Genomic DNA, 13,019 nt, shown 5'->3' on the forward strand with positions numbered 1-13,019 from the left:
AACTACCCCATGGTGTCATTACTCCTTTATTCCTCGTTGTTGGAAAGTCCTAAAATCTCACGTGCTTCTTCTTCGTCCTTTTGCATCTGTTCGACAAGCTCGTCTAATCCATTAAAATTTTCTTCCCCACGCATATAACGAAGGAATTTTACCGTTATGGTTCTATCATATAAGTCACCGGAGAAGTCCAGCAAATAAGCTTCTACTTTGTAAGACTCTCCATTTACTGTTGGACGATACCCAGCGCTGATTAACGTATAATAATACTCAGCAGCTGGGGCGGCATGTACTTTAACGATTCCTAAATACACCCCAGGTTTAGGTCTTACATACTCTTCGATTTCCCCTACATTAAGAGTTGGAAACCCTAGCTGCCGTCCGAGCGCTTCCCCTTTTTCCACTACTCCTGTCATTTCAAAAGGGCGATTCAGTAAAGACTGGACAACCTCCATCCTTCCTTCTGCCACATTTCGTCGTACCTCCGTACTGCTCACTTTCTTATGTTGAACGTTAATATGAGGTACGATAGAAACGGAAATTGAAAGCTCTTCGCAAAGCTGAGCTAATCCATTGGCATCCGCGTTACCGCCTTTACCGAATCGAAACCCATCACCCACAACAACGCGGCTGACGTTTAACTGAGCGATGTGTTCGTGCACAAACTGTTCTGGTGTAATTTGGGCATATTCTTTAGTAAAATTAATATGATAGTAACGATTTACACCTGCTTGTTCTAGTAAGTGAAGTTTATCCTGGTGGGAGGATAGAGCTCTCTTATAATCAAGGTCCCCTTTTAACACCCATAACGGATGTTCAGAAAAGCCAAAGACTGCTATTTCTTCATTGCGCTGACGCCAAGCACTGGCTTCCTTTAAAAGCTGTTGATGCCCTAGATGAAGACCATCGAATTTACCGATTAATAAAATCGTGTTTTTTTCATTTTTCGGTGGTAAAGCCGTCACCTCAATTGTTTCCATAATTCTATCCTCCCCTATTTACGTTCGCACTACTCTATTGCCATAGTATAACCAACGAAGACGGTACACAACTAATCTGCATTAATCTGCATAATGAAAGGGAGATCTTATGATAGAGAAAGCGAAAGCCTTTGCAACAGAAGCTCATAAAGGACAAAAACGGAAAAGCTCAAATGAAGATTACATCGTTCATCCCATACGTGTAGCCTACACCTTACAACAAGCTGAGTGTTCAAAAGAACTGATTTGTGCAGGCTTTCTTCATGATGTCGTAGAAGACACTCCTTATGAATTAGAGGATATCGAAAAAGAATTCGGACCTGCTGTCACAGAACTCGTGGCCGCACACACCGAAGATAAAACAAAGTCTTGGCATGAACGCAAAGCCCACACCATCGAAGTCGTACGAACTGGAAATTTGGAAGTGAAATCCTTAATTGTGGCAGACAAATGGGACAATCTTCAGTCTATAGAAGAAGGACAGCATAAAATGGGCGAAGCGATTTGGTCTTACTTTAATTCCAGTTACGACCAACAGAAGTGGTATTACCAATCTGTAGCCAATAACATGTGGGTAGGTATTCCCGAAAAAGAGGCGCCTGAGTTCTTCCACTCCTATTCTAAAACCGTTCAGCGTTTCTTTACGTAAACGCTATTGTCGTTGGCGTGGAAAAGAGCAAGTGAAGGAACAGGCGCTGATAACGTCTGCCTTCCAGGACATGAAAAAGATTCTCCCTCATCTAGCAAGGGGGTGCGGGGTGAAGGAGAGTCTTTCTCTGTCTTAAAGAAATTCCAAGGAGCGAAGCCCTTCCACTCCTGCGGAAGAACGAGTGAGCCGAGATCCCCGAGCGTGGGTTTCGCGAGGAAGCTCGGGCGCTCGTCCTTGGAAAGGGAAGGGCTTTAGCTCCTGGCGGCATAAAAAAGCTTGTGGAAGCTGGAAATAACCAGAAGCTGCAAACAACTTCTGGTTATTTTAAGAGGATTGCAAGTAATGTTCTTGAATAATCTCCTCATCCGAATGCGGTACTTCTTTACCTTTTACAATTTGTGAATTATTGATACAACCGCTCGTTAGTAAAATAATATCGTCAGGTTGTCCAAGCATTAATGCTTTCCTCACGCCTTCTTCCCTCGTTAAAGCAGTGTGGATGTTCGGTGAATCAGGATTCGAAAAACCGCTCATTACCTGATCTACAATGAGCTGCGGATCGTGATAACCAGGGTGATCGACGGTTACAATAATTTCATCCGCTTTTCCTTCAATTATAGAAGCCATCTTTGGCATTTTTTTAAAATCACGAATCCCAATCCCTGCAATCATGACAATTAAACGATTGTATTGCAGCTTTTTCACTTCTTCTACAAGTCGAGTCAGCGCCACAGGCGTGTGAGCATAATCTAAAATGACTTTTGAATGATTTGGAGCTTGTATCACTTGGAATCGACCTTCAGGGCTTTGAAGATGAGTTAACGCATTCAAAATTTGATTCATTTGATAACCTAGCAACAAAGCAGTGCCAATAGCTGATAGGACATTTGCTATGTTATACGTACCATAAACAGGGGCATACACAGAGTATTCTTTACCTAAGTATGTTAGATAAAACCGAGATCCGTCTTCTGCGACCGATAACTGTCTGACTGTTAAGTCGGCTCGAGTATCTTCATGTAAACTGTACGTAAGTCTAGGTCCCTCAAAACGGGCGAGAATATCTTCTCCCATCCCTTCATCATCTATATTAATAACGGCGCATTTCGCTTGTTCAAACAATTTAAGCTTACAAGCTTTGTAATGCTCTAATGTATGGTGGTATTCTAAATGCTCTTCAGAAAAGTTCGTATGAATGGCTACATCGAACAGAATGCCTTCTACACGCTTCTGATCCAGGGCAATCGAGGAAACCTCCATAGAAGCAGCTGTGTCACCCGCTTTATCAAATTCATCGAAGATATGATGGAGATCTACTGCCTCGGGGGTAGTCGGCGTGCTTTTTTTGTAGCGCATCTTTTCACGTGAATTCCATATTCCGGTTGTTCCTATTAATCCGGTAGGCATGCCTAGCAAATTTAATAAAGAACGAACGTAAGCAGACACTGTAGTCTTTCCATTTGTCCCCGTTACTCCTATCGTTTTTAGCTTTTCATTTACATCGTTATAATAAAATTTAGCAAGGAAAGCCATAGCCTTTCTTACATCTTTAACTACAATAAATGAACAGAACGGGTAACAAAGACTCAGCTTCTGTAAATGCGCTTGATTATCACCTACTACGGCTACGGCTCCGTTTTGAATAGCTTCTTCTATAAATCGATGGCCATCCTCGTTTTCTCCTCTGATGCTAAAGAAAACAGACCCTTTACTAACGTATTTCGAATGAAATACAAGGCTGGTAACGAACTGTCTCTCTGGTCCAAACACGTTCTCTACTTCAACCTCGTTTAATTGATGAAATGGTATAGTTTTCATATCTCTTCCCCACTCACATTCTTAATTTGTACATCGTCTCTTTACTCATTATTTTTGTTTTTTTACGTTTTGCTATTTATTATAGACAGTAGAAATACTTTTAAGTAATCCACTTTTTACCGGAGGCTGCCATGAATCAATTGAATCATTTTCACTCAAAATTAGCGTGTAGCCTATAAAAGTTTGATAAAATTATTCTGAACTTACTTAACCCTCAAAAAAAGGCGTGAACATAAACTCATGGAACTACAACAACTATTAGATCACTTATTGTTCGAATGCCAACATTCTTTAACTAATATATCCATCAATGGAGTAACCGATTCTTCGTCAGATATTAAACCCGGCTTCATTTTTGTAGCTATTAAAGGTTATCAAACGGATGGGCACGACTATATAGATGATGCACTCTCCAAAGGTGCCGCAGCGATTATAGGAGAAAAAGATGGAATAGTTACATCTATTCCTTATATTAAAGTAGAAAATAGTAAAAAGGCGCTGGGAATCGTTTCCGCTGCTTACTACCAGTATCCTTCCCAAAACAAGATTATGATTGGAATTACAGGAACAAATGGAAAAACGACAACCAGCTACATGGTGAAGCATATTCTCGAAGATATTGGTTATTCTTGTTCCCTCATCGGTACCATTCAAAACATTGTAAACGGGGAACAAACGGCGACTCAGAACACTACACCAAATGCATTAAAAATAAATCAATTACTATCTAAAAGTAACGATGACATTATTATTATGGAAGCATCCTCTCAAGGATTAGCTGAATACCGATTAGAAGGCATAGAATTTGATATTTGCTTGTTTACGAACCTCTCTCATGAACACTTAAACTACCATGGCTCACTTGAACAGTACTTTGAAGCCAAAGCACTGCTCTTTTCTAAGTTAAAGAAAGGGGGAACCGCGGTTATAAACGCGGACGACTATTATGGCGAAAAACTTCTCCACCGCTTGCAAGCTCAAGGAGTCTCTACCCTTACGTTCGGTGAGACTGCGGATGCTAATGTTCAAATGAAAGATTTAAAACTGTCCTATCCATACTCGGTGCGGTTAAAAGATGGCATTCGTTCGTATGAAGTTACGTCCCCTATTCCTGGATATCACAATTTATTTAACGTAACTATCGCCTATGCTTGCGCTAAAGTCCTGCGTGATTCTCCAGTTGAAATTAAAGAAGCTATTGAATGCTTTCCGGGAGTTGAAGGCAGATTTAACATGGTTACATTTCCAAATGGGGCAGTAGTGGTCATTGATCATGCTCATACCCCGGATGCCGTGTTGAACTGCTTACAAACCTCGTTTGAATCTAAAAACGGTAAACTCTATCATGTTTTTGGATTTAAAGGAGATAAAGATACAGAAAAAAGAAAAGAAATGGTGAAAATCAGCGCTGAAATCAGTGACCACTATATCCTTACCTTAGATAATTTAAATAGTGTTCCTAGAGATGAGATGGTCCAAACACTAAAGGAATTGCATAAGGAGTTTGGCAACGAGAAAGGTGAAATCATCCCAGACCGAACACTTGCGATTGAAAAAGCGTTGTCCATGAGTAAAGAGGGGGATTGGATCGTGGTTTCAGGCAAGGGACACCAAGCCTATCAGCACACCTATCACTACCCTTCGCATTCCGATAAAGAGACCGTCCTGTTTTTTAAAGAGAAAACACCTGAAAAATAATACGTTTGATCCTTTGAACTCGAGGGAAATAAATAGAGAGAAATCAAACCTATTCAGGAGGTCTGTTTTTATGTCTAAGAACGTATTAATGGTCGTAACAAATCATGAAAAAATAAATGAAGATACACCAACTGGAATTTGGTTATCCGAATTTGGTGAAGCGTATAATGAATTTAAACAACATGGCTATGAAATTACAGTAGCTAGTCCACAAGGCGGACAAGCTCCTGTAGATCCTAACAGCGTAAGTGAAGATGAACCAGCAGAAATTCTAGGTACGAAAGTATATTTAGAAAACACAGTTCCAATTGACTCAGTTTCAGCAGATTCATTTGACGCTATTTTCCTTCCAGGTGGTCACGGGACGATGTTTGATTTTCCCGATAATGAAAAATTGCAGCAGCTGCTTCGTGAATTTTATGAATCCGATAAAGTGGTTGCAGCGGTCTGTCACGGACCAGCTGGTCTAGTGGGAGCTACTCTTTCAAATGGAGAGCCTCTGGTAAAAGGTAAACGAGTAAACGCTTTTACAGATGCTGAAGAAGCAGACACTACTCTAGATAAGCATATGCCTTTCTTATTAGAAAGCAAACTTAGTGAGCTAGGGGCGACCTTCCATTCAGGTCCAAATTGGTCTGAACACGTAGAAGTAGATGGGCACTTAATCACTGGACAAAATCCGCAATCTACACTGGCTGTTTCTAAAGAATTCGTTAAAAAACTCAATCAATAAACCGTCATCCGGTGCGATTTTCGCACCGGATTTATTTTTGTATCATTCGTCTTCATTTGAAAGACAAGTCACTTCTGTTAATATTATTTTATAAAAGTTTTTAACAAAGAGGAGAACATTATCTTTATCTTTGTAGTTAGGAGAAAAAGGTATCATGATTCAGTTACCGAACGACCCAGAATACTATTCTGTTGAAGAAGCGGCAGACGAACTATTATTGCAAGTCAGCGAATTTATCGGAGTGAATACTGTTTACATTGCAAAAAAAGAAGAGAACTATATGCAAGTCCTCGATTCCTATAATGAAAATGAGCATATCGTTGACTCAGATTTACAAGTTAATTATGCAGATTCATACTGTCAATTTGTGATGGACTCAACCGATTCTCACTTTAAAACCTTCAACTTAACAACCGAAGAAGCTACCACACATATGCAACTAGCTAAAGAGATCGGAGCTAAAGCTTTTATGGGAGTTAAACTGTATGGTAAGGATAATGAAGAGTTTGGGACTTTGTGTGTAATGGACCTTAACGAGAAAAAGTTTACAGAAAGAGAACTTTCTTTTTTGCAGTCAGTCGGCAAAGTTTTTAATTTTATTATTAACCTTGATGAAACTAAACAGCAGATCGATCTTCTTTCCACACCGATTGTCCCTGTAACGGAGGGTGTTGTTGTTTTACCTCTTGTAGGGATAATGAACGAGGAGCGTTCCTCCCGTCTTTTAGAGAATATACTTCACCATGCGCACCAAGAGGATTTGGATTACTTCATTATGGATTTATCTGGCCTTATTACCTTTAATAATTTATTCACCAATCATTTAATTCATATTATTGACGCTCTCGAATTAATGGGAATCACTCCTGTGGTTATAGGTGTACGCCCTGACATGGCAATGGCTCAAGTGAACCAAGGGACTTACTTTAACAAAATAAAGGTGGCTGCCAGTCTCGAGCAGGCATTAAAGCAAATCGGTTTTTCACTCATAAAAAATGAAGCATAGCGTTGAAGCTATGCTTCACAGCTTGTGGAGAAACCCCGTTTTCCGCAAGCTTTTTTCTGCCGCCAGGAGCGATGGCCCCTTCCCTTTCCGCGGACGAGCGCCCGAGCTTCCTCGCGAAATCCACGCTCGGCGATCTCGGCTCACTCGTTCTTCCGCAGGAGTGGAAGGGGCCTCGCTCCTTGGAATTTCTTTAAGACATAAAAAGAGTCTCCTTCACCTCGCTCACCATTGCTAGAGGGAGAAAAATCTTTTTCATGTTTTAGCAGGCAGCCATCATCAGCCCCTGTTCCTTCGCTTGCTCTTTTTCACAAAAACGACAATAGCAAAGGCCGTCCAGTTCTTTTGAAACTGATCTATTTCGAAAAAGGGTTTTAGGAAACGGCGAGACTCCTGCGGGAAATGTGAATAAGGTGTGACCCCGGAGGGCTGATAAAGCCCGAGGAGGCACACCATTCGCCCGCGGAAAGGGAGTTGTTTCCTAAAACACTTTACTCTCTCTAACGCAAGGAATTTTACACTCTTCAAGCTTTCTCTACAAACTGCGAGGCATAGCGTTAAGCTATGCTTCATTTTTTGGCTAATGCTAAATCAATGCGATAGTGCTCTGGTTCTAACTCTGTCGTTTCTCCTAATACCATGCGTGCAAGCTCCGCTCCAATATAAGGGCCTGAGGTTAATCCCGAAGCTCCTAGACCATTTGCTAAATAAAGTCCTTCATAATTTCGCAACGGTCCATACACAGGCAGTGAATTAGGTGTAAAAGGACGGAAGCCCACTCTCGTTTCTACGAAAGTTCCTTTCGCCAGACCCGGAGCTACCCCAAGCACTTTATGAAAAATCTCATGTAAGCCTCCAGCTGTAACACGAGAATCAAACTTTTCCTTCGTTTCATGTGTCGCACCTACGACAACTCGCCCATGATCAAACGTCAGCAAGTATTTGTTAGTGGGTGGCATAACGACCGGCCAATCCGTTGTTTCCGTTTCCGGCAATTCTAAATGTACAATTTGAGCCTTTTGTGGGTGAACAAGAAATTCTTCTCCAAGAGGAAGAACAAGTTCTTTAGCCCATGCTCCCGCAGTAACGATAACTTCATCACCATAGATCGGACCCTTCGCGGTATCTACCCCGACGATGCGGGAGCCTTCCACTTTCAAATCAGCATCTGTTTGAATAAATTGAACGCCTCTGCGTGTGGAGGCACGAATTAGAGCATCGCGAAGTGCACGGCCATCTACTTTGGCCGCTCCACTAATAAAGATCGATCCGTAACTTTCATCTAACGGAGGGAACATGGCTTGCGTTTCTTCTGGAGAAAGCCGCTTAATTTCTCCCATTTCAGGTGCGGCTTCTCTACGTTCTAGCGCTCGCTCCATCATTTCATCTAATTTTTCTGCTTCTGTATGAAGGCGCAGCGCTCCTACACGCTTGTACCCTGTTTCTTTTTCTCCGTCCGATTCCAGCTCGTTAATTAAATCTGGATAATAGCGCGCTCCACCCTTGGCTAGTTCGTACCATGCTTTATTTTTTCTCTGAGATAACCACGGACAAATGATCCCTGCTGCTGCATCCGTTGCCTGGCCTGTATCTTTGCGGTCAACAACAGTAACTTGAGCTCCTGACTTAGTCAAATAGTATGCGGTTGATGCCCCAAGAATTCCTGAGCCTATTACGATATATGATTTCAATCTAGAACACCTTTTCTCTCATAAATTTAAGTCTAGCTCTCATTTTACAAGAAATATGAGGGTTTTTCTAATCGAGGGAGCATTATATGGTCGCTAAGAGGATTTTATGATTCATTTTTTCTATTTTTGGGCTTTTCATTAAAAGGATCATTCCACAGAACAAAGGCGTAAGCGCCCTCGTAGACACGAAACGCATAAGCAAAACGACCGGAGGAAGGTGGTCTTCCCTTCCACAGGGCGGATTGCTTATGACGCGAGTGTCGGGGCGCTGGAGCTGGATGTCTTTCTTTTAAACATATATATCCACAGCTTGGAATTTTATAATTTCCTAGACATAAAAAAGTAACACCGGGGCTCTTCACCTCTCAGTGTTACTCATTCTATCTTCACTAAATCTGCTTCTACAATATAACGATACGGAGCATCTCCTACAAATTGAAAAGGATAACAGGTGGAGATGGTTAAAGTAGGTGTATCTTTTTCTACGACGACACTTGTATCGTCTTCCTTAACGATAAACAGCTCTCGAATTTGATACGCATACTCTTTTCCTTCATAATCCACATACACGAGATCACCTATTTTCAAATCGCCCATTTCAGAGAAAACCGTATCACGGTGCCCTGATAGAAGGGTATGGCCATTTACATCAGGAGTTTCCGTCCATTCACTCTCATGCATTCCCACGCCTTGTGTTAAGGTTTCATCGTCTGTTCCCCAGAAGACGGGATACTTTTGCTCGACGGAAGGAATTTTCAATTCCGCCATTTCTTCACCTTTTTTAAAAATGTGATCGCCATTTTCTTCCGTTACAGTTTCTGTATCTAAAACGGTATCGTCATATTCTAAATAATCGTTCAGTTCACTGGCACTCATGGATTGGATCACTTGACGCTGCTCCCACCAGCCATATCCAAAGTAAGCGACAATTGAAAATCCAATCACCATTATTAGAATTCCGATCTTTCGTCTCATATTTCAAAACCTCCATAGATAGGAAGACAGGCATTACTCCGCCTGCCTTCTCAAGGGATGGGGCATGATGAATTAGTTCAGTGATTTCTTACGAAAAACTAATAATCCGCCAGCACCTACAATAAGAGCCCCCATTAGCATCATGAAAGGTTGATTTGTAGCTGTATCTGGCAATTCACCGCCTTCTTCACTAGAAGCACCCTCATCTCCGTCTCCAGCTGCCGATTCATCTGAGTCTTCATCAGATTCTTCTGATGCATCTTCAGTTTCGTCTGAGCCTTCATCTTCCTCTTCGGAAGACTCTTGACTGTCACTATAGTTGTCCCAGTCTCCTTGAGTTGTTTCACAAGGAAGGTTATCATTGTCTCGATCTAAATCTGAAGGATCGTTGTTCTCATCATAACCGTGGGAATCCCAAAACTCCATTACTTCTTGTTTATTCTCAAAGTCATCACAGTTCTTATCTTCATCCCCATGTTCCGCCAACGCTACACCAGAGCCTAGAAAAATACCTGCTAAGAAACCGACACTGCAAAAGAACATCAACAGCTTCTTCAAGAAAAAACTCCTTTTTTAAGTATTTTTTCCCATCCCTATGTACCGCCATTTTACAACATTTAACAAGTTAAGTATACATAAAAGGCGAAATTTTCTGTTAATTATTCAAATTTATCCTGCCTTCTATTAAAAAACGCTCCCTACGCCACAAAAAAATCCGCAAATGCGATAGCATCTGCGGATTTATATTAAGATAGGCTTTGACTCCAATCCACGGTCGCTTCACCCTCTAAGAAGCGCTCAGCGTCCATCGCAGCCATACATCCTGTGCCTGCTGCTGTAATGGCTTGGCGATACTTTTGATCCTGAACATCCCCGCAGGCAAAAACTCCAGGAACATTCGTATTTGTTGTGCCAGGCTCTACGAGTAAATAGCCTTTCTCGTCCATGTCCAGTTTTCCATTAAGGAATTCTGTATTCGGATTATGACCAATCGCTACAAAAATTCCATCTGCTTCGATCAGCTCTTCTTTTTCTGTATCTGAATCTTTAACCTTTAATCCGGTTATTTTCATGCCATCAGATATCATCTCAACAGGAGTCTTATTAAGTGCCCATGTAATCTTATCGTTAGCTTTCGCGCGGTCCTGCATAATTTTAGAAGCACGCAGTTCATGACGGCGGTGGACCACTTGAACTTCATCGGCAAACTTCGTAAGGAAATTCGCTTCCTCCATGGCAGAATCTCCTCCACCAATGATCAACACTTTCTTCCCTCGGAAAAAGAAACCGTCACAGGTTGCACATGTACTTACGCCTTTTCCGATATTATCTTTCTCTCCTGGAATATCTAACAGTTTTGCGGAAGCTCCAGTAGAAATAATTAGAGATTGTGTTTCAAGCTCACCAAGACCGTCAACAGACAACTTGAAAGGGCGCTGGTCCATATTCACGTCCGTGACCCATCCTCTTTTGAATGTTGCCCCGAAACGCTCGGCTTGCTTTTTCATGTTATCCATTAATTCTGGTCCCATAATTCCATCAGGGAACCCTGGGAAGTTCTCCACCTCTGTCGTCAGCGTAAGCTGGCCGCCTGGTTCCGGCCCTTCAATGACAAGGGGTTCCATGTTTGCTCGTGCTAAGTAGACCGCCGCGGTTAATCCAGCAGGTCCTGTCCCTAAAATAATCGCTTGATGTGGCATAATCGAATTCCTCCTTTATTGCAGAACTTCTTTGAATAGTGTTTGGGTGCTCCAAGGAAGCACAGCTGCTCGCTCTCTGTCTTTTCTTACTCGTTTGATCCATTTACCTTCTGCTTTAGCTTTCGTTTTTAATAAAGCATCTTCTGTTTGTGTCGCTGATAAGCATTGATTCATGATCCACCAGCTCGGATGTAGTCCAGCCCTTCGTAAATCAGTCTCTAACCGCTCGGCTTCGAATACAGGCGTAGCTTCAGGCAGGGTTACAATACATATTTTTGTATACGTATCATCTTGAAGCGTCGGGAGCAGCTTCTTCACAGACTCCGGCACTTCACCCGTCGTCCGCTCTATTTCTTTATGATACGACTGTGCCGCATCTAATAATAATAAAGTATGCCCAGTTGGTGCGGTATCAATTACGATAAAGTCTTCATAAGAATGCTCGACAACGTCAGCAAATGCGCGAAAGACAGCAATTTCCTCTGTGCATGGAGAATCTAAGTCTTCTTTAAGAAAGTTCAACTCTTCTTTATTTAAACGAGTACCCGTTTCACGAAGAACTTGATCCTTATATCGTTCAGTTTCTGTTTTTGGGTCAATGCAGCTTATGCTGATCTGCTCATTTTTATTATCGGCAAACAACCGGCTGACATGATCAGCTGGATCTGTTGTGGTAAGTCGTACTCGAAAACCTTTTTGTATTAGTCCTAAAGCAATAGACGAAGCCGTCGTCGTTTTGCCAACCCCGCCTTTGCCCATAGTAAAAATAAGACCTTTCTCCATTTTTGCAAAATCATTAATAACCTCTTGCAAATCAGGAGCATCAATAACCTCAGTCTCTTGATCATTCTCATCTAATTCTGTCTCACCTGCTATCCATTGACGCAAGGAACTGATTCCATTTAAAGATAGTGGAGCAAAAGGCAGCTCATACGTTTTTAAAGTCTTTAAGTGATCCGAGAGCTGTTGTAAAGCACGATGCTGATTATTACGAAAGCCCTGGGATACTTCATCACCTTTGACTGCAGGGTGTGAGATCAAACCATTCATAATAAGAAACTGGTTATCGATACCTAGCTCAGCCAACTCTTTTGAGGAGCGATCCGCTTCATATAATGACGATTCATCTGGACGACTTACAAGAAACAGTACGGTTTTCTCGTCGTCGTTTAGGCTGGCAACCGCTTGGTCGTACACCTGCTTTTTACCCTTTAACGAAGACATCGGTCCGAGACAGGAAGCTCCATTAGGGTTCTCTTCCATAAATCCTGACCATGCTTGCGGGAGCTGAAGCAAACGTAGCGTATGACCGGTTGGAGCAGTATCAAATACGATATGATCAAACTGTTCCTGAAGCTGCTCATCACTTAAAAACGTTGTGAAGGAATCAAAAGCTGCAATCTCTGTCGTACAGGCTCCAGACATTTGTTCCTCCATCGAAGAAATTACAGATTCAGGAAGCTTGCCTTTATAAGGTGCGATCGAATTCTCGCGGTGCTGCTTGGCTGCTTCTTCTGGGTCAAGGTTCGCTACGGCCAGACTTGGAACCTCGTCCAGGAAGCTCCATTCATTCGTTAATTCTTCTTGAAAAATATCCTGTAAATTAGAAGCAGGATCCGTACTAATAAGAAGAACTCTTTTCCCTTGATCGGCTAAGGAGATAGCTGTAGCACAAGCGGTCGAGGTTTTCCCCACACCACCTTTCCCGGTAAAAAAGAGAAAGCGAGGATAAATTAGCTTCGTTGGATCAAACCATTCATACATAGGAATTCTCC

General features: G+C 42.0%; 11 protein-coding genes. 4 read left to right on the forward strand and 7 right to left on the reverse strand.

The genetic code is table 11. The features are described from left to right. Positions 1–26: 26 nt before the first annotated feature. Positions 27–977, reverse strand: a complete 951-nt coding sequence (locus IEV27_RS18585) for a bifunctional riboflavin kinase/FAD synthetase (RefSeq protein ID WP_188379020.1) — start codon at positions 975–977, stop codon at positions 27–29. 109 nt (positions 978–1,086) lie between these two features. Between IEV27_RS18585 and IEV27_RS18590 the strand changes: the two genes are divergently transcribed. Continuing rightward, a complete protein-coding gene (locus IEV27_RS18590; RefSeq protein ID WP_188379021.1) occupies positions 1,087–1,626 on the forward strand; it encodes an HD domain-containing protein in 540 nt (179 codons plus the stop codon). Between the two features lie 324 nt (positions 1,627–1,950). On the opposite strand, the gene IEV27_RS18595 is transcribed toward IEV27_RS18590, so the two are convergent. Further along, the gene (locus tag IEV27_RS18595) at positions 1,951–3,444 is read right to left on the reverse strand and encodes a UDP-N-acetylmuramoyl-L-alanyl-D-glutamate--2,6-diaminopimelate ligase (RefSeq protein ID WP_188379022.1); all 1,494 of its coding nucleotides are present in this window, start codon (positions 3,442–3,444) and stop codon (positions 1,951–1,953) included. Positions 3,445–3,684: 240 nt separating this feature from the next. On the opposite strand from IEV27_RS18595, the gene IEV27_RS18600 reads away from it, so the two are divergent. The 3 genes from IEV27_RS18600 (at position 3,685) to IEV27_RS18610 (ending at position 6,881) form a co-directional block, all read left to right on the forward strand. After that, positions 3,685–5,142: a UDP-N-acetylmuramoyl-L-alanyl-D-glutamate--2,6-diaminopimelate ligase gene (locus tag IEV27_RS18600; RefSeq protein WP_188379023.1), complete on the forward strand. Its 1,458-nt coding sequence runs from the start codon at positions 3,685–3,687 to the stop codon at positions 5,140–5,142. A 70-nt stretch (positions 5,143–5,212) separates the two neighbouring features. Next, the gene (locus IEV27_RS18605) at positions 5,213–5,875 is read left to right on the forward strand and encodes a type 1 glutamine amidotransferase domain-containing protein (protein ID WP_188379024.1); all 663 of its coding nucleotides are present in this window, start codon (positions 5,213–5,215) and stop codon (positions 5,873–5,875) included. A gap of 154 nt (positions 5,876–6,029) precedes the next feature. Then, positions 6,030–6,881, forward strand: a complete 852-nt coding sequence (locus IEV27_RS18610; RefSeq protein WP_188379025.1) for an STAS domain-containing protein — start codon at positions 6,030–6,032, stop codon at positions 6,879–6,881. 566 nt (positions 6,882–7,447) lie between these two features. Here the strand turns inward: IEV27_RS18610 and IEV27_RS18615 are convergent. The 5 genes from IEV27_RS18615 to arsA all read right to left on the reverse strand — a co-directional run bounded on the left by IEV27_RS18615 (position 7,448) and on the right by arsA (position 13,008). Then, positions 7,448–8,569, reverse strand: a complete 1,122-nt coding sequence (locus tag IEV27_RS18615) for an NAD(P)/FAD-dependent oxidoreductase (RefSeq protein ID WP_188379026.1) — start codon at positions 8,567–8,569, stop codon at positions 7,448–7,450. Positions 8,570–8,944: 375 nt separating this feature from the next. Beyond that, the gene (gene srtD, locus IEV27_RS18620) at positions 8,945–9,544 is read right to left on the reverse strand and encodes a class D sortase, LPxTATN-specific (RefSeq protein ID WP_188379027.1); all 600 of its coding nucleotides are present in this window, start codon (positions 9,542–9,544) and stop codon (positions 8,945–8,947) included. A gap of 72 nt (positions 9,545–9,616) precedes the next feature. Next, complete coding sequence (locus IEV27_RS18625) at positions 9,617–10,102, reverse strand: LPXTG cell wall anchor domain-containing protein (RefSeq protein WP_229735424.1); 486 nt, start codon at positions 10,100–10,102, stop codon at positions 9,617–9,619. Between the two features lie 188 nt (positions 10,103–10,290). Then, positions 10,291–11,244 carry a thioredoxin-disulfide reductase gene (gene trxB, locus IEV27_RS18630; protein WP_188379028.1) on the reverse strand — a complete coding sequence of 318 codons (954 nt, stop codon included), beginning with the start codon at positions 11,242–11,244 and terminating at the stop codon, positions 10,291–10,293. Between the two features lie 15 nt (positions 11,245–11,259). Next, positions 11,260–13,008 (reverse strand): arsenical pump-driving ATPase, encoded by a 1,749-nt coding sequence (gene arsA / locus IEV27_RS18635; RefSeq protein ID WP_188379029.1) that lies wholly within the window; start codon positions 13,006–13,008, stop codon positions 11,260–11,262. Positions 13,009–13,019 lie beyond the last annotated feature (11 nt).

This window comes from Halobacillus andaensis, assembly GCF_014636475.1.
Classification (GTDB): domain Bacteria; phylum Bacillota; class Bacilli; order Bacillales; family Halobacillaceae; genus Halobacillus_A; species Halobacillus_A andaensis.